At 65.3% G+C, this 16,558-nt stretch carries 18 protein-coding genes; 12 read left to right on the top strand and 6 right to left on the bottom strand.

The features are described 5' to 3' along the window. Positions 1–11: 11 nt before the first annotated feature. Positions 12–455 (bottom strand): c-type cytochrome, encoded by a 444-nt coding sequence (locus B5M41_RS09330; protein ID WP_134647660.1) that lies wholly within the window; start codon positions 453–455, stop codon positions 12–14. Positions 456–579: 124 nt separating this feature from the next. Then, positions 580–1,215, bottom strand: a complete 636-nt coding sequence (locus B5M41_RS09325) for a LysE family translocator (RefSeq protein WP_134647662.1) — start codon at positions 1,213–1,215, stop codon at positions 580–582. A 121-nt stretch (positions 1,216–1,336) separates the two neighbouring features. Here B5M41_RS09325 and B5M41_RS09320 point away from each other — a divergent pair, with 121 nt between their 5' ends. Further along, a complete protein-coding gene (locus tag B5M41_RS09320) occupies positions 1,337–2,035 on the top strand; it encodes a helix-turn-helix transcriptional regulator (RefSeq protein ID WP_134647664.1) in 699 nt (232 codons plus the stop codon). 121 nt (positions 2,036–2,156) lie between these two features. Here the strand turns inward: B5M41_RS09320 and B5M41_RS09315 are convergent, their stop codons facing one another. Continuing rightward, complete coding sequence (locus B5M41_RS09315; protein ID WP_134647666.1) at positions 2,157–2,759, bottom strand: superoxide dismutase; 603 nt, start codon at positions 2,757–2,759, stop codon at positions 2,157–2,159. A 207-nt stretch (positions 2,760–2,966) separates the two neighbouring features. On the opposite strand from B5M41_RS09315, the gene B5M41_RS09310 reads away from it, so the two are divergent. Beyond that, the gene (locus B5M41_RS09310; protein ID WP_209020858.1) at positions 2,967–3,359 is read left to right on the top strand and encodes a hypothetical protein; all 393 of its coding nucleotides are present in this window, start codon (positions 2,967–2,969) and stop codon (positions 3,357–3,359) included. A 55-nt stretch (positions 3,360–3,414) separates the two neighbouring features. Here B5M41_RS09310 and B5M41_RS09305 read toward each other — a convergent pair whose 3' ends face one another. Continuing rightward, positions 3,415–4,296, bottom strand: a complete 882-nt coding sequence (locus B5M41_RS09305) for a branched-chain amino acid aminotransferase (RefSeq protein ID WP_134647668.1) — start codon at positions 4,294–4,296, stop codon at positions 3,415–3,417. A gap of 181 nt (positions 4,297–4,477) precedes the next feature. Between B5M41_RS09305 and B5M41_RS09300 the strand changes: the two genes are divergently transcribed. The 6 genes from B5M41_RS09300 to tam all read left to right on the top strand — a co-directional run bounded on the left by B5M41_RS09300 (position 4,478) and on the right by tam (position 9,489). Further along, the gene (locus tag B5M41_RS09300) at positions 4,478–5,518 is read left to right on the top strand and encodes a zinc-dependent alcohol dehydrogenase family protein (RefSeq protein ID WP_134647670.1); all 1,041 of its coding nucleotides are present in this window, start codon (positions 4,478–4,480) and stop codon (positions 5,516–5,518) included. Positions 5,519–5,739: 221 nt separating this feature from the next. Further along, positions 5,740–6,048 (top strand): hypothetical protein, encoded by a 309-nt coding sequence (locus B5M41_RS09295; RefSeq protein ID WP_134647672.1) that lies wholly within the window; start codon positions 5,740–5,742, stop codon positions 6,046–6,048. A 177-nt stretch (positions 6,049–6,225) separates the two neighbouring features. Continuing rightward, complete coding sequence (locus B5M41_RS09290; protein WP_134647674.1) at positions 6,226–6,858, top strand: CatB-related O-acetyltransferase; 633 nt, start codon at positions 6,226–6,228, stop codon at positions 6,856–6,858. A 105-nt stretch (positions 6,859–6,963) separates the two neighbouring features. Next, a complete protein-coding gene (locus B5M41_RS09285) occupies positions 6,964–7,971 on the top strand; it encodes a serine hydrolase domain-containing protein (protein WP_134647676.1) in 1,008 nt (335 codons plus the stop codon). 92 nt (positions 7,972–8,063) lie between these two features. Further along, a complete protein-coding gene (locus tag B5M41_RS09280) occupies positions 8,064–8,714 on the top strand; it encodes a haloacid dehalogenase type II (RefSeq protein ID WP_134647678.1) in 651 nt (216 codons plus the stop codon). A gap of 1 nt (position 8,715) precedes the next feature. Then, the gene (gene tam / locus B5M41_RS09275; protein ID WP_134647680.1) at positions 8,716–9,489 is read left to right on the top strand and encodes a trans-aconitate 2-methyltransferase; all 774 of its coding nucleotides are present in this window, start codon (positions 8,716–8,718) and stop codon (positions 9,487–9,489) included. A 6-nt stretch (positions 9,490–9,495) separates the two neighbouring features. On the opposite strand, the gene B5M41_RS09270 is transcribed toward tam, so the two are convergent. Further along, positions 9,496–10,389, bottom strand: a complete 894-nt coding sequence (locus B5M41_RS09270; RefSeq protein ID WP_134647682.1) for a LysR family transcriptional regulator — start codon at positions 10,387–10,389, stop codon at positions 9,496–9,498. A gap of 153 nt (positions 10,390–10,542) precedes the next feature. Here B5M41_RS09270 and B5M41_RS09265 point away from each other — a divergent pair, with 153 nt between their 5' ends. From B5M41_RS09265 to B5M41_RS09255, 3 genes are all read left to right on the top strand, one after another. Next, positions 10,543–11,736, top strand: coding sequence for an MFS transporter (locus B5M41_RS09265; RefSeq protein ID WP_134647684.1), 1,194 nt, complete (start codon positions 10,543–10,545; stop codon positions 11,734–11,736). A gap of 65 nt (positions 11,737–11,801) precedes the next feature. After that, a complete protein-coding gene (locus B5M41_RS09260; protein WP_134647686.1) occupies positions 11,802–12,635 on the top strand; it encodes an aldo/keto reductase in 834 nt (277 codons plus the stop codon). 304 nt (positions 12,636–12,939) lie between these two features. Beyond that, positions 12,940–14,094 carry an MFS transporter gene (locus B5M41_RS09255; RefSeq protein WP_134647688.1) on the top strand — a complete coding sequence of 385 codons (1,155 nt, stop codon included), beginning with the start codon at positions 12,940–12,942 and terminating at the stop codon, positions 14,092–14,094. Positions 14,095–14,196: 102 nt separating this feature from the next. Here the strand turns inward: B5M41_RS09255 and B5M41_RS09250 are convergent, their stop codons facing one another. Continuing rightward, entirely contained in the window at positions 14,197–14,586 is a 390-nt protein-coding gene (locus B5M41_RS09250; RefSeq protein WP_134647690.1) for a hypothetical protein, read from the bottom strand. Between the two features lie 243 nt (positions 14,587–14,829). Between B5M41_RS09250 and B5M41_RS09245 the strand changes: the two genes are divergently transcribed. After that, complete coding sequence (locus tag B5M41_RS09245) at positions 14,830–16,395, top strand: helicase HerA-like C-terminal domain-containing protein (RefSeq protein ID WP_134647778.1); 1,566 nt, start codon at positions 14,830–14,832, stop codon at positions 16,393–16,395. Positions 16,396–16,558: the final 163 nt, after the last annotated feature.

Here is a 16,558-nt window from a genome sequence, read left to right as displayed (position 1 = left end):
GGGTCTACCGCCTACTTCTTGACGCGGTAGACCTCATGACAGCCACCGCAATTGGGGCCGATCGTGCCCAGCGCCGCACCGACGCCCGCCTGGTCCGCGGGCAGGTTCGCCAGCACCGCATCGACATCCGATCCGAACTTGGCGGCCTTCGCCTTGAAGTCGTCCGTCTGCTCCCAGATCTTCGGGCTCGCTTCCGTGTCGTGGCCCGTTTCGGAGCCCGCCGGGAACTGCTCCGGGAACGCCTTGGCGACTTCGCTCATCGTGGTGAGCGATGTCTTCACGACATCGGCGTCATAGGGCTTCTCGCCCTTGGCGATGCCCGACAGCGCGCCCATGGCGCCGCCGACCTTCTTCATCATCTGCGCGCGCACGACCTGCGGCTCGTCCGCCGCCACCACGGCGCTCGCGCCGATGATTGCGAGCGCGGCCGCTGTCGCCAAAATCCTCAACTTCATCGCGTTCTCCCGATCCTTGGCGGCGGGTTGATTCCACGCCGCCGGTTTACGCTAGCGCCGGCATGATGGCATTTTGCGAACCGCATGAAAGTAAAATCTTTTTGACGGCCGAAATCCTTTTGGATCAGACGCTGCCCCATCCCCGCCACAGGGTAACGACGGCAATGACGACCAGGAGCACGCCCGCCGCCCGGCCGATGAAGCGCGTGACCGCCGGGTTGCCGGTCAGCGCATCGCGGCTGCGGGCCGCCGCCAGCGCCAGCCCGCCATAGACCGCAAGCTGCGTTACCCAGATGACCAGCAGCATGACGGTCGCCTGCCGCCAGACGGGGCCGAATTCCGGGCGCAGGAACTGCGGGAAGACGGCGAGCATGAAGAGATAGGCTTTCGGGTTCATCAGGCTCGTCAGCGCGCCCTGGCGGAAGCGGGTGACGAGACCGCGCCGGTCGATGCCATCGACGGAATCGATGACGATGGCGCTTCGAAACAGCTGCCAGCCGATCCAGGCGACATAGAGCGCGCCGGCGACCAGCAGGATATTGAAGAGCTGCGGCGCGAAATGCAGCAGCACGCCGACGCCGAGTGCGGCATAGAGCGTGTGCACCAGCCCGCCCGCCATGATGCCGAAGGTGGCCGACAGCCCGGCCTTGCGCCCGCCTGAGAGGGAGCTCGCCATGACGAAGACCATGTCCGTGCCCGGCACGATGATGATGCCCGACACGAGCAGGAAGAAGAGCCAGAGGTTTTCGCTGTAGGTCATGTCAGTTGTCCGTTGCCGTTTTCCGCGCGGCGGCCCTATGCTGCCTTTTGTTTCAAGCGCTTGGTCCGTGCTATAACGGAAGCCAACTGACAGGGATGTGTCAGTTGTGATGGAGAAACCGATGCGCAAGGCCTCGCGGCTGTTCGAGATCATCCAGATATTGCGGCTCGCCCGCTTGCCCGTTACCGCCGCCGAGATCGCCGCCCGGCTGGAGGTGACGGTGCGCTCGATCTATCGCGACATCGCAGCCCTTCAGGCGATGCGCGTGCCCGTCGAGGGCGAGCGCGGCATCGGCTACATCCTGCGCCCCGGCTTCGACCTGCCGCCGCTGATGTTTTCCATCGAGGAGACGGAGGCGATCGTGCTGGCGCTGGCGCTGCTGGAGCGCACCGGCGACACGGAGCTGAAAGTCGCCGCCGGCCGCGTCGCCGACAAGATTGCCGGCGCCGTGCCACCGCCGCTGCGCCACACGCTCTCGGCCCGCGCGCTGCATGCCTGGGGCAGCGTGCCGCGCCAGCCCGAGGGCATCGACCTCGCCACCGTGCGCCGGGCCATCCGTGACGAAGAGAAATTGCTGATCGATTACCGCGATGAATATGCCCGCGCCACAGAGCGCACCATCCGCCCCATCGCCCTCATCTACTATTCGGAGACGGCCAACATTGTCGCCTGGTGCGAACTGCGCCAGGCCATCCGCAACTTCCGCGCCGACCGGGTGGAGGCCTGCGAGAGGACCGGGGCGTATTTCCGCAGCGAAGGGGATGGGCTCAGGCAATTGTGGATCGCCGGGTGGGCGGAGGGCCAGAAGACGTCCACTTAGTCCGGCCATTCGCCGGACGGCCAGTCCCGCGCCGTATGAATGACGCGCAGGACGAACACAGGACAACAAAAACCCCGGTCGTTTCCGACCGGGGTTTCCGAAATTCCACTGTGCGCGAAAATTACTTCGTGGCGGCTTCGTAGCGCTCCAGGACGTAGTCCCAGTTGATCAGGCTGTCGACGAAGGCTTCGAGGTACTTCGGGCGGGCGTTGCGGTAGTCGATGTAGTAGGAGTGTTCCCATACGTCGACGCCGAGGATCGGCTCTGCGCCGTGGACCAGCGGGTTTTCGCCGTTCGGGGTCTTGGAGATGGCGAGCTTGCCGTCCTTGACGGAGAGCCAGGCCCAGCCCGAGCCGAACTGCGTGGTGCCGGCGGCGATGAAGTCGGCCTTGAACTTGTCATAGCCGCCGAGATCGCTGTCGATGGCCTTCTGCAGGGCGCCCGGCAGGCTCTTGCCGCCGCCGTCCTTCTTCAGCCACTTCCAGAAATGGACGTGGTTGTAGTGCTGGCCGGCATTGTTGAAGAGGCCCTGGTTGGTGCCGTAGGACTTCTTGACGATCTCTTCCAGCGAGAGGTCGGCGAGGCCGGCTTCTTCCGCCAGCTTGTTGCCGTTGTCGACATAGGCCTTGTGGTGCTTGTCGTGGTGATATTCGAGCGTTTCGCGCGACATGAAGGGCGCAAGCGCATCGTAATCGTAGGGAAGCGGCGGAAGTTCGAAAGCCATGGTGATGTCTCCTCTTGGCGACGGAATTTTTCAAGGAAATCCGTGAGCGGAACATAGGAGCGGCAACCGGAAGAGGCAACCCGCCCGGTTCCCAAATTTTCCCGACCTTCGACAAAATCCTTTCGTTTTTGCCTGTCAGATCAATGATGAAGCGGAACGAATTCCGATTCGGGACATTTCGCCCCTCACCGCAACACGGAGCCTGCCATGCGCGCCCTTCCCCTTGCCCTGATCGCCCTTTCCCTCACCGCCCCGCTGGCGCACGCCTCCTCGCCCGAGGCCTGGGAGGAATTCCGCGCGGATGTGGAGAAAAGCTGCCTGGCGAGCCTGCCGGAAGCGCTCGGAACGCCGACGGTCTTCGTGGAGCCGACCGGCACGGAATCCTACGGCATCGCGGCAATCGAGGGCCTGTCGCCGGAGGCCAAGAGCCAGATCACCTATGTCTGCATCTACGACAAGCAGAAGAAGACGGTCGAGATGTCGCCGCCGATCACCGCGGACTTCCTGCATGTGGTGCGCGAAAGCGAGCGCGCCGCAGCGGCCGAGAAGAAGGCCGAAACCGGCGACAACACCACGCAGGACCCGGCCGGGCAGGAGTGACGCCCGACAGACATCCGCATGCAGCAGAGCCGGTCTTTCGACCGGCTCTCGTCGTTCAGGCATCGCCGTTGGAATGCGCCCAGTCGAAATAGAGGTCGCGGGCCTTGGCGGTGATGGAGCCGGGCTGGAGGTCGCGGTCATCGAGGCGCGTGACGGGCACGACCTTGGAATAGTTGCCGGAGGTGAAGATCTCGTCGGCGGCCTGGAAATCGGCGAGCGTCAGCGCGCTCTCGATCACGTCGAAACCCGCTTCCCGCAGCAGGCCGATGACGCGCGAGCGCGTGATGCCGGCGAGGAAGGTGCGGTTGGAGGCCGGCGTGAAGACGACGCCGTCGCGCACCATGAAGATGTTGGACGATGCGGTCTCGGCGACATTGCCCAGCATGTCGCGCACCAGCGCATTGTCGAAGCCGCGCTTGCGGGCCTCCACCAGCATGCGGGCATTGTTCGGGTAAAGGCAGCCGGCCTTGGCATCCGTCGGCATGCATTCCAGCGTCGGGCGGCGGAAGGGCGAGACCGTGAGCGACGAGGCCGCCTTCGGATCGCCCATCGGCGCCTCGAACAGGCAGAGCGCGAAGCGGGTCGATTCCGCGTCGGGCGCCACGACGCTGAACGAACCGTGCTCGGCCCAGTACATCGGCTTGATGTAGATGGCCGTCCTGCCGTCGAACCGCTTCACGCCTTCCCACGACAGCGCCTCGATCTCCTCGGCCGACACGGTCGCCTTGAGGCCCAGCGCCTGCGCCGAGCGGTTGACGCGCTGGCAATGCAGGTCGAGATCCGGCGCGATGCCGTCGAACCAGCGTGCGCCGTCGAACACGGTCGAGCCGAGCCACATGGCATGCGAGGTGGGGCCGATGAGCGGCGGGTTGCCCGAAATCCATTCGCCGTCCACGAAGGTCCAGGTCGTCGAGCGCGGTGAGGTATCGACTGGCATTTTGAAAACTCCTTTTCGCCCATCAAGGCCGGACCGGCCGGGCCGGTCAAGCCCGACTGACTTCTGACAGTGCAGGCCGCTTGTCCATTCAAGATGTTGAATAGGTGCATCAGGTCTTATCATGGGTGGCGCGATTGAGAGGCCGCGGAGCGCATGCGATAGAGGGCAAAAGGAGACAGCCATGCGCGCCATGTATTTCGAAGCCTTCGAAGCCACGCCCGACGTCCGCACCCTGCCGGACCCGACGCCAACGGAGGGCGGCGTGGTGATCAAGGTGGAGGCGACGGGCCTGTGCCGCAGCGACTGGCATGGCTGGATGGGCCACGACCCTGATATCAGGCTGCCGCATGTGCCGGGCCATGAACTTGCCGGAAAGGTCGTGGCGGTCGGCAAGGGTGTGCGCCGCTTCCGCGAAGGCCAGCGCGTGACGGTGCCGTTCGTCTCCGGCTGCGGCCATTGCGGCGAATGCCGCTCGGGCAACCAGCAGGTCTGCGAGGAGCAGTTCCAGCCGGGCTTCACCCATTGGGGCTCGTTTGCCGAATATGTTGCGATCGACTACGCCGACCAGAACCTCGTGCACCTGCCCGAGGCGATCGACTATGCGACGGCCGCCAGCCTCGGCTGCCGCTTCGCCACCTCCTTCCGCGCCGTGGTGGACCAGGCACGGGTGAAGGGCGGCGAATGGGTGGCGGTGCATGGCTGCGGCGGCGTCGGCCTGTCGGCGATCATGATCGCGGCGGCCCTCGGCGCAAACCCCGTCGCCATCGACATTTCCGACGAGAAGCTCGAATTCGCCCGCAAGATGGGTGCCGTCGCCACCATCAACGCCAGGGAGGTGGTCGATGTCGCGGAGGCCGTGCGCGATATCACGGGGGGCGGCGCACATGCCTCCGTCGATGCGCTCGGCTCGCCCGTCACCTGCTTCAACTCCATCAAGAACCTGCGCCGGCGCGGCCGCCATGTGCAGGTCGGGCTGATGCTGGCAGACCATGCCGCGCCGCAGATCCCGATGGCGCAGGTCATCGGCCACGAGCTGGAAATCTACGGCAGCCACGGCATGCAGGCCTGGCGCTACGACGCCATGCTCGCCATGATCGAAAGCGGCAAGCTTGCCCCGCAAAACCTGATCGGCCGCCATATCAGCCTCGACGAGGCCGTGCCGGCGCTGATGGCCATGGACAAGGCCACCGATCTCGGCATCAGCGTGATCACGCGGTTCTGAGGGAATAATATTTGCCTGCCGCACCCGCCATCGCGTGCCCGGAGGGGCTACTTCGAGAGGAGACCCGGCGAAGGGCCAAGCCTCACGGCTGTACGATGACGGATGCTGTTGAACGCGGTCGGGGCGGGCAACGTGCGCCGACAGGAGACAAGCGCTCGCTCATTTCATATTAATCCAGAAGCGGTAGAGATAAGATATTTACCCATTCAGGTGGCATTCACATGCATTTGGAAGAGCAAACGGTCGCTTCGCAAATTATATTATACCTTTTGATGCCACTCTTTTTTCTTGGCGTCGTGAGCATGATTATCGTCATCATGCTCCTCCTCTCCCGCACCAGTTCGCTTTTAACAGGCTCGAAAGAAAAGAGTCTGTCCCGGGGGGAGCGCAACGCTTTGCAATTCTCTCGCTTCAACGCCTTCCTTGTTGAAAGTCGCTTCAAGCGGCTGCGGATAGCGCTTTTTTGCAGTATCGGCCTCTCATATTCCGCATTTGCTCTGATTTTCCTTCTCGACCGGTTTTGGAAGTAGCCTTTCAAGGCGAGCAATAAGGCTAGCGTCGTCTTTAGGCCGAACGCTGCTGCGGCTGGATTGAGCCAATTCGGAATTTTTGGACTTGCTCCAAACCTCTTATGGAAATCCTCAGGGCGGCAGCCTGGATTTGGCGGTATAGCAGGAATATTGTCGATCCCCTCGAAAAGGGCCTTGATGTTGCTCCTTAATGCGGACGCAATCCATCCCATCACCCTGCCCGACGGGACCGTCTATCGGGACACGGTTTACCTGAAGAACGTCATCGATCATCCGCGCATGGAGATCGGCGACTTCAGCTATTACACGCATTCCGGCAGGCGCGAAGACACGGCCTTGATCCTGGCGCCCTATCTCGGGCACGCATGTCGCGAGAGGCTGGTGATCGGCAAGTTCGTTCAGATCGCGCGCGGAAGCTATTTCATCACGAGTTCCGCCAACCATCCGATGGCCGGCTTCACCACCTATCCGTTTCGCATCTTCAAGCCGGAGACCTTCGGCTACAAGGACCTGCCTGTCAAAGATACGATCGTGGACCACGATGTCTGGATCGGCCAGAATGCGGCCATCATGCCCGGCGTCCATATCGGTTCGGGCGCGATCGTCGCTGCCGCCTCGGTCGTTACCCGGGATGTTCCGCCTTACGCCGTTGTCGGCGGAAATCCGGCATCCGTCATCCGGATGCGCTATTCGAACGACGTCATCGACGAGCTGCTTGGCCTCGCCTGGTGGGACTGGCCGCTCGACAGGATCGAAGCCAACCTGCCGGCACTGAGCAGCGGCGACATGGCCGCCCTGCGGCGGGCCTGAAGAACCGCCTGCTCACGGAAAAAATCCCGCGCGTGCCGGCAGTCGCGTCAGTAGCCGGAAAGCCGCCATGATTGGATGGTCAGCCTGTTGAAAACGGGAGGGGCCATGTTCGCTCGCTATGTCGCATGCCTGCTTTTCGTGAGCGTTCTCATCTCGGGGCAAGCCCGCGCCCAGGCGTGGGAGGACGTCGATCCGGCCGCTGCCGGCTGGTCCGTGGAACGGCTTGCGGCCGCGCGCCTGCAGGCGGAGAAACTGAAGCCCACCGCGTTGATGATCGTTCACGACGGACGGGTCGTTGCCCGGTGGGGCGACACGTCGCGCAAGGTCAACATGGCGTCCGTGCGCAAAAGCCTGCTCAGCGCGCTCTATGGCATTGCCGTCGCCGATGGCCGCATCGACCTGTCGAGCACGCTTGCCGAACTCGGCATCGACGACACCGCGCCCCGCCTCACAGAAGAGGAGAAAACGGCGACGGTGCGCGATCTGCTGATGGCGCGATCGGGCATCTATCATAAAGCCGCCCATGAGACGGCGGCGATCAAGCGCCGGCGGCCGGAGCGCGGCAGCCATCCGCCGGGGTCTTTCTGGTTCTACAACAACTGGGATTTCAACACGCTTGGCACGATCTACCGGCAGCGAACCGGGGAAGACATCTTCGCGAGCTTCCAGAACCGGATTGCCCGACCGATCGGCATGGAGGATTTCTCGCTTCGGGACGGCCGTTATGTGCTGGAGAAAGTGTCCGAGCACCCGGCCTATCCGTTTCGGCTCAGCGCGCGGGACGCCGCGCGTTTCGGCCAGCTTTTCCTTGACGACGGCATGTGGGGCGGCAAGCAGATCGTTCCGCGGGCATGGGTCCGGGAATCGACGACGGCCTATTCGCAGGCGAAACGGATGCGGCAGGGCTATGGCTATATGTGGTGGACGCTCCCCGGGGATACCTGGGGACCGCATGCCTTCTACGCGTCCGGTTACGGCGGGCAGATCATCGCCGTCGTGCCGTCGAAGCGGCTCGTCGTGGCGCAGACCATCGATCTCAAGCAGAACCCGTCGGGTGTGCGCACCAGCGCCTTCATCGACGTGCTGAAGACGATCGCTTCCGCCTCCCCCTGAATGCAAGGAAGCGCGTCTCCCGCGGTGCAATTGACATTCCCTCGCCAATCACCGCCAATCGCGAGCGAGGAAAACCGGGGGAATCGCCTGCCATGTCCCATGCCGCCTATGTGTTCGATGCCTATGGCACGCTGTTCGACGTGCATGCGGCGGTGCGGCGGCATGCGGGAGACGTGGGGCCGGACTACCGGCTGTTTTCCGAGATGTGGCGCGCCAAGCAGCTGGAATATTCCTGGACGCGCGCGCTGATGGGCGCTTACGCCGATTTCTGGCAGCTGACGGAGCAGGCGCTGGACTACACGTTCCAGCGCGTCAGCGGCGTCGATCCGGCGCTGCGGTCGAAGCTGCTCGATGCCTACTGGACGCTCGACTGCTATCCGGAAGTGCCGGCGGTGCTGAAGGCGCTGAAGAGCCGGGGCGCGCACATCGCCATTCTCTCCAACGGTTCGCCCGCCATGCTCGCGTCCGCGGTGAAGAACGCCGCGCTCGACACCGTCATCGACGACATCTTTTCCGTCGATGCGCTGAAGACCTACAAGACCGCGCCCGCGGTCTACGATCTCGTCACGACCAGTTACCGGCTCTACCCCGATGCCGTGTCCTTCCAGTCCTCCAACCGCTGGGACATTGCGGGTGCGACGAAATTCGGCTTCCGCACCGTCTGGATCAACCGCGCCGACATGCCGGACGAATATTTCGACCTCGGCCCCGCGCTCATCCTTCCCTCGCTCGAAAGCCTCTGACATGGCCTGGTCCGCCGCACAGTACCTGAAATTCGAAGACGAACGCACGCGGCCCGCGCGCGACCTTCTGGCCCAGGTGCCGGTCGATCTGCCGGCGGGTACGGTCTACGATCTCGGCTGCGGCCCGGGCAATTCCACCGAACTTCTGGTGCAGCGCTTCCCCGGGCGGGGCGTGAAGGGCGTCGATAATGCGGCCGACATGCTGAAGGCGGCCCGGGCGCGCCTGCCGGGCGTGGATTTCGTCGAATGCGACCTTGCGACATGGCGTCCGCCGGCACCCGCCGCCCTGCTCTATGCCAATGCCGTGTTCCAGTGGCTGCCGGATCATCTGGCGCTCATGGCAACGCTGATGGACGGATTGCGCCCCGGCGGCGTGCTTGCCGTGCAGATGCCGGACAATTTCGACGAGCCCTCGCACAGGCTGATGGAGGAAAGCGCGCTGGCCGGTCCCTGGCAGAGCGTATTTGCCGACGGCGCGCCGCGTCGCAAGCGCCTTCCCCCGCCCGCCGCTTATTTCGATGCGCTTGCGCCCAAGGCCACGCGCGTCGATGTGTGGCATACCGCCTACAATCACCCGATGGCCGATGCCGGCGCCATCGTGGAATGGGTCAAGGGCACCGGCCTCAGGCGCTATCTCGAGCATATCCCCGCCGAACACCACGAAGCCTTCCTTGCCGATTACGAAGGGCGTATCGCCGCCGCCTATCCGCCGCTTGCGGACGGACGGCGTCTGCTACGCTTTCCGCGGCTGTTCGTCATCGCGGTCAAGGCGTAAGCGGCTTCAGATCTTCTCGGCCAGGAAATCGATGAAGGCGCGGATGCGGGCGGCGAGGTGCTCGTGGCCGACATAGACAGCGTGCACCTGCTCCTCCTGCACGGGATTGTAGTCGGCCAGCACTTCGACAAGGCGGCCGGCGGCGATGTCGCCGTCGACATGGAACTTGCCGATGCGGGCAATGCCCACGCCCTCCAGGCAGAGCAGCCGCGCGACGGAGCCGCTTGCCGCCATGACATTGCCCGGCGCCGGCACGGGATAGACGGCGCTCGTGCCGGGATCGCGGAACGGCCATTCGCCCGGCGCACGCCCGAAGGTGAAGGTGATGCAGTTGTGGTTCGCGAGATCGGCCGGCACCTGCGGTGTGCCGTGCACGGCGAGATAACCCGGCGTGGCGACCGTGATGCGATGGCTGACCAGGAGCTTGCGCGCCTTGAGCGATGAATCGGCCATGGGTGCGGTGCGGAACGCGATATCCGTGCGCTCCTCCACGAGATCGATCAGCCCGTCGCTGAGCGACAGTTCCAGCCGCACATCCGGATAGAGCGAGAGGAATTCGCCGACGAGCGGGATGATGTAGCACTCGCCGAACCCGATCGTCGCATTGACGCGCAGCAGGCCGCGCGGCTTGGCCTGCGCGCCCTGCGCGACCAGCCGCTCCATCTCGTCGATTTCCGCCAGCACGCGCCGGGCGCGCGCCAGATAGGTCTCGCCTTCCGGCGTCAGCAGCAGCGAGCGCGTGGTGCGCACGAGAAGGCGCGTGCCGAGCCGGTCCTCGATGCGCGTCACCAGCTTGCTGACCGCTGAGGGCGTGAGCTTCAGGCGCCGCGCCGTCGCCGAGAAGCTGCCCGTCTCGGCCGCCGAGACGAAGACCTCCATTTCGCCGGTGCGATTATCCATGGGTCCCATCCTGTGAATTTGTTTCACAGCTATTTATCCATTGCTGCCGATTATCATTCAAGTGGCGAGGCCGCATATTCGCACCATCCGTTCCGCGCGGCGACCGGGGCCATTCTCAAGCCCTGCGCGCCCGTAACCCCGTGAAGGTGTTCCATGCCCCTTGCCCTCTTTGCCCTGACCGTCGCGGCCTACGCGATCGGCACCACGGAGTTCGTGATCGTCGGCCTGTTGCCGACCGTCGCCTCCGACCTCGACATCACCCTGCCGCTCGCCGGCCTCATCGTCTCCGTCTATGCGCTCGGCGTCACCTTCGGCGCGCCGGTTCTGACCGCGCTCACCGGCAGGCTCGGCCGCAAGCCGCTGCTGGTCGGCCTCATGGCGCTGTTCATCGCCGGCAATGCGCTCGCCGCGCTGTCGCCGACCTACGAGATGCTGCTTGTCGGCCGCGTGCTCTCGGCCTTCGCGCACGGCGTGTTCTTCTCCGTCGGCGCCACCATTGCCGCCGATCTCGTCGCGCCGGACCGCCGCGCTTCGGCCATCGCCATGATGTTCATGGGGCTGACCGTCGCCATCGTCACCGGCGTGCCGCTCGGCACCTTCATCGGCCAGACCTTCGGCTGGCGCGCCACCTTCTGGGCCGTGGCCGGCCTTGGCGTCGTCGCGCTCGCCGCCATCGCGCTGCTGCTGCCCTCCGATCTCAAGCGCGAGACGCCGGCCGGCCTCATGCAGCAGGTGCGCGTGCTCGGCTCGGGTCGCCTTCTCGTCGTCTTCGCCATGACGGCGCTCGGCTATGGCGGCACCTTCGTCACCTTCACCTTCCTGTCGCCGCTGCTGCAGGACATCACCGGCTTTTCCGCCAACATGGTCAGCCTCGTGCTGGTGCTCTACGGCGTCGCCATCGCCATCGGCAATCTCGTCGGTGGCAAGATCGCGGACCGCGATCCGGTGAAGGCGCTTGCCGTGATGTTCGCGCTCCAGGCGGCGGCGCTCGCCGTGCTGACCCTGACCGCACCCTCCCCGGTCCTGGCGCTGGTCACGCTCGCCGCCATCGGCTTCCTGTCCTTCGCCACCGTGCCCGGCCTCCAGCTTTACGTGGTCGACATGGCCCGGCGTCACCGCCCCGCCGCCGTCGATGTCGCCTCCGCGCTCAACATCGCCGCCTTCAATCTCGGCATCGCGGCCGGCGCCTGGATCGGCGGGCTCGTCGTCGCCTCGCCGCTCGGGCTTGGCGCAACGCCCTGGGTCGGCGCGATCCTCGTGGCCGGCGCGCTCGGCCTGACGGTCCTGAGCGGCGCGCTCGATCGCCGCGAACGCAGCCAGCTGGGCGCCGCCCCCGAGCTTGCCTGAAACCCTTCCTCTGCCGGACGATCCTTCTCGGTCCGGCGGTCCACCAACCTCAAAAAGGAGACCTTATGAAAACCGTCAACGCCAATGGCGCCCACATTCCCCAGCTCGGCTTCGGCACCTTCCGCATGCCGGAAAACGACGTCCTCTCGATCCTGCCGAAGGCGCTGCAGGCCGGCTTCACCCATGTCGACACCGCCCAGATCTACGAGAACGAGGCGGCGGTCGGCGAGGCCATCCAGCGCTCGGGCATGGCCCGCGAAAACATCTTCCTCACCACCAAGGTCTGGGTCGCGAACTACGCCAAGGCGGCGTTTGCCGCCTCCGTGGAGGAAAGCCTGCGCAAGCTGAGGACCGACCATGTCGATCTTCTCCTGCTGCACTGGCCGAACAATGCCGTGCCGCTCGACGTGCAGATCGCCGAACTCAATGCCGTGCGCGAACGCGGCCTGACCCGGCATATCGGCATCAGCAACTTCAACACCGCCCTGATGGCCGAGGCCGTGCGCCTGAGCCCCGCGCCGCTCGCCACCAACCAGGTCGAATACCACCCGTTCCTCGACCAGACGAAGGTGCGCGAAGCCGCAGAGACCTACGGCATGGCGCTCACGGCCTACTTCGCCATGGCTGATGGCAAGGTGCCGGCCGAGCCTGTGCTGAAGGAGATCGGCGCGGCCCATGGCAAGTCCGCCGCACAGGTCGCGCTGCGCTGGCTGATCCAGCAGCCGGACGTGGTGGCCCTCACCAAGACGGTGACCGAGGCGCGGCTTGCCGAAAACCTGGGGATCTTCGACTTTTCGCTGACGGCGGACGAGATGATGCGCATCCACGCTCTCGCCCGCGCCAACGGCCGCATCGTCAGCCCGGACGGCCTCGCCCCGGCGTGGGATGTGGCTGCCTGATACGCTTCTGCCAAGCGCCGAATAAGGAGCAAGGCAGTTCAGTTTCCCCTTCTCCCCCGCGGGGAGAAGGTGCCGGCAGGCGGATGAGGGGGATGCCGCAGGCAAGGAGCCGCTCAGCTTTCACTCTCCCCCTCATCCGACCCTTCGGGCCACCTTCTCCCCCAAGGGGAGAAGGGAAGCTGAACCGCCTTGCCTCAGACCCGGCAATCCCAGCCTCCACCGCGAAAAATAGCCCCGGCTTCCCAAAGGCGCGGCGGCCGGATATGGATGGAGCCGCCGCCGCGCGTGCGGTTGGGAGCCCCTCATGCAATCCTCGTCGTCAACCGTCTTTTCGCCGGACTGGCCGGCCATCGTCGCCGTCGTGCTCGGCGTCACCGCGTTTTCCGTCGCGCAGGGGCTGACCTATCCGCTGATCTCGCTGACGCTGGAGGCGCGCGGCTTTTCGCCGGGGCTGATCGGCGTCAATGCGCTGGCCTTCGCCGGCGGCCTTGCCGCCTCCACCCTGATGCTCGGCACGCTGACGGCCCGCTGGCGCGCCGACCGGCTGATCATCGCAAGCCTCATCGGCTGCTCGCTGTGCCTGGCCACCTTCGCGGCCTCCGGCTCCTTCGCCGTCTGGCTTCTCGCGCGTTTCCTGCTGGGTTTCTTCGCCAGCCTCATCTTCATGCTGGGCGAGGCGTGGCTGAACGCCGCCTGCCCGGACCGCCTGCGCGGCCGCGTCTCCGGCATCTATGGTGCCGGCATGTGCGCGGGCTTTGCCGCCGGGCCGCTCGCCATTCCGCTTCTGGGCAGCGCAAGCGGCATAGGCTTCGCCATGACGGCGATCTATCTCGCCATCGTCGCCTTCGCGACGGCCATGCTGATGTTCTCGACGAAGACGGTGCCGGAACCGTCCTCCACCGGCGATGTCTTCCGCTTCTTCCGTGCCGCGCCGCTCCTGGCCGGCATGGTCTTCGTCTTTGGCTTTGCCGATATCGCGGCGATCTCCGCCATGCCGGTCTATTTCGTGAAGATGGGCTATAGCGAGGCCTTCGCGGCCGTCAGCGTCACCGTGCTCGCCCTGCCCACGGCCATCGCCCAGCCCTTCATCGGCGTGCTGCTCGACCGCTTCCCGCGCGAACGCGTCGCGCTCACCGCCGTCACCGTGGCGGCCGCGAGCTACCTGCTCCTGCCTTCCATGACCTCGGAGATCGCCATCCTCTCCGTTTTCGCGCTGATGGGCACGGCCACCTTCTCGCTCTATACCTGCGCACTCACCATGCTCGGCGAACGCCACAGCGGCGCCATGCTGGTCGCCGGAAGTGCTGCCTTCGCGCTCGCCTATGCGGCCGGCAGCGGGGCGGGATCGGGCCTGACGGGCGCCATCATGGAAGCCGGCGGCCCCAAGGCCGGGCCGCTCTCGGTGGGCATCGGGCTGGTGATCTTCACGGCTTTCATGATGAAGGCGCGGAAGCGGTAGCTGCTAGGCCAATGCCCGCGGCCCGCTGCGCACATGGCTGAAGGCGCAGGCTGCGGCGTGAGGATGCCATCCCGCCGTGAAGCGGGATGGCGATCGAAAAAATCAGACGAACTGGCTGAGGCCCGGGACCGAATCGACGACTTCGTCGACCGTCTCGGCGCCGGCGTGTTCGCGGGCGACGGCGAGCGTTTCCTTGGCGAGGCCGGTGATTTCGCCCATGCCGAGGCCCTGGCTCATCAGCTGCTGGCCGAGACCCATGACGCCACCGCCGCCGAGGGCGCTCATCAGGCCGCCGAGCAGGCCCTTGCCCTCGCCTTCGCCGTTATACTGGGCGACGAGGTCGGAGGCGCCGGGAATGGCTTCGATCATGCGCGCAACGGGGCCATCGGCCGCCTCGCGCTGAAGGAAACCCAGCATCATGCCGATGGCCTTTTCGGCAAGGGCGGGCTCGATGCCGACGGCATTGGCGACGCGAGTGACGAGTTCATTCATGGACGATCCTCCAAAGGAATTGACGTTAACGTCAAGGTAAATGAGTTCTCCGGCAAACTCAAGCCGGTGGGCCGCGGATTCGACCGCCGGGCGGCGGCCGTGAAAGCGTGTTGTTCCCGTGCCTGACTATCCTTATAACCTCCTTGAGACGATTCAATGAAAACCGTTCGGCGCGGCGATCCGCCCCGTCACGGGAATCGTGGCAGGAACCGGCAGTCAGGGAGTTTCAACGTGACGGATTCCATTCTTCAGGACGGAAAACTCTATATCGGCACCAGCCGCAAGCCCGACGACACCAACAACAAGCCCGAATATCTCGACCTGAAGTTCGGCAACCGCCACGGCCTCGTGACGGGCGCGACCGGCACGGGCAAGACGGTGACGCTGCAGATCCTCGCGGAAGGGTTTTCCAATGCCGGCGTGCCGGTGTTCTGCGCCGACGTGAAGGGCGACCTCTCGGGCATCGGCGCCATGGGCGAGCCGAAGGATTTTCTCCAGAAGCGCGCCGACCAGATCGGGCTCACGCCCTACGAGTTCCAGGAATTCCCCGTGATCTTCTGGGATCTCTACGGCGAGAAGGGCCACCGCGTCCGCACCACCATCTCCGAAATGGGCCCGCTTTTGCTCTCGCGCCTGATGAACGCGACGGATGCGCAGGAAGGCGTGATCAACATCGCCTTCAAGATCGCCGACCAGGGCGGCCTGCCGCTGCTCGACCTCAAGGATTTCCAGGCGCTGCTCAACTATATGGGCGAGAACGCCTCGACGCTTTCCAACCAGTTCGGCTTCATCTCCAAGGCCTCGGTCGGCTCGATCCAGCGCGAACTGCTGATCCTCGAACAGCAGGGCGCCGTGCAGTTCTTCGGCGAGCCGGCACTGAAGATTTCCGACATCATGCGCACCACCAATGACGGGCGCGGCGCGATCTCGGTGCTGGCCGCCGACAAGCTGATGATGAACCCGCGCCTCTACGGCACCTTCCTCTTGTGGATGCTCTCCGAGCTCTTCGAGGTGCTGCCGGAAGTGGGCGATCCCGACAAGCCGAAGCTGGTGTTCTTCTTCGACGAGGCCCATCTCCTGTTCAACGATGCGCCGAAGGTGCTGATCGAGCGGGTGGAGCAGGTCGTGCGCCTCATCCGCTCCAAGGGCGTGGGCGTCTATTTCGTCACGCAGAACCCGCTCGACGTGCCCGAGACGGTGCTCGCCCAGCTCGGCAACCGCGTGCAGCATGCGCTGCGCGCCTATACGCCGCGCGAGCAGAAGGCGGTGAAGACCGCCGCCGACACATTCCGCCCCAACCCGGACTTCAACTGCGCCGAGGTCATCACCAATCTCGGCACCGGCGAGGCGCTGGTCTCGACGCTGGAGGGCAAGGGCGCGCCCTCGATGGTGGAACGCACTTTGATCCGCCCGCCGGCCTCGCGGCTTGGCCCCGTCACGGAGGCGGAGCGCCAGGCGATCATGAAGGTGAGCCCCGTCGCCGGCCTCTATGACGAGGATTTCGACCGCGAGTCGGCCTATGAAATCCTGACGGCGCGCGCCAAGAAGGCGGTCGATGCCGCCGCCGCGCAGCAGCAGGCCGACGCCGACCAGACGAGCCAGCAGTCCTCCGGCGGCAGCCGCTGGACCCTGCCCGGCTTCGGCGACGAGGAGCCCGCTGCCACGTCCGCCCCCAAGCAGGCCAAGCCCCGTGCGGGTTATCAGCGCGAGACGGTAGCGGAAGCGGCGATGAAATCCGTGGCACGCACCGTGGCGTCCTCCCTCGGCCGCGCGCTGGTGCGCGGCATCCTGGGGAGCTTGCGGCGGTAGGGCTGCATCGGAGCCCGGCGCTCACCCCCCTTGCCCTTCCAGCCAATCTCCCCCCTTGTGGGGGAGATGTCCGGCAGGGCAGAGGGGGGAGCCCACCCGCCCCGTTGCCAATCGGTCCCGCCGATGTTACCCATCTGCCGTTCGCAACACGTAAGAGAGGGCT

It is taken from the genome of Shinella sumterensis, assembly GCF_004514425.2.
GTDB lineage: Bacteria > Pseudomonadota > Alphaproteobacteria > Rhizobiales > Rhizobiaceae > Shinella > Shinella sumterensis.
Note: the sequence above shows the minus strand (reverse complement) of the source record. Positions and strands in the feature narration are given on the sequence as shown.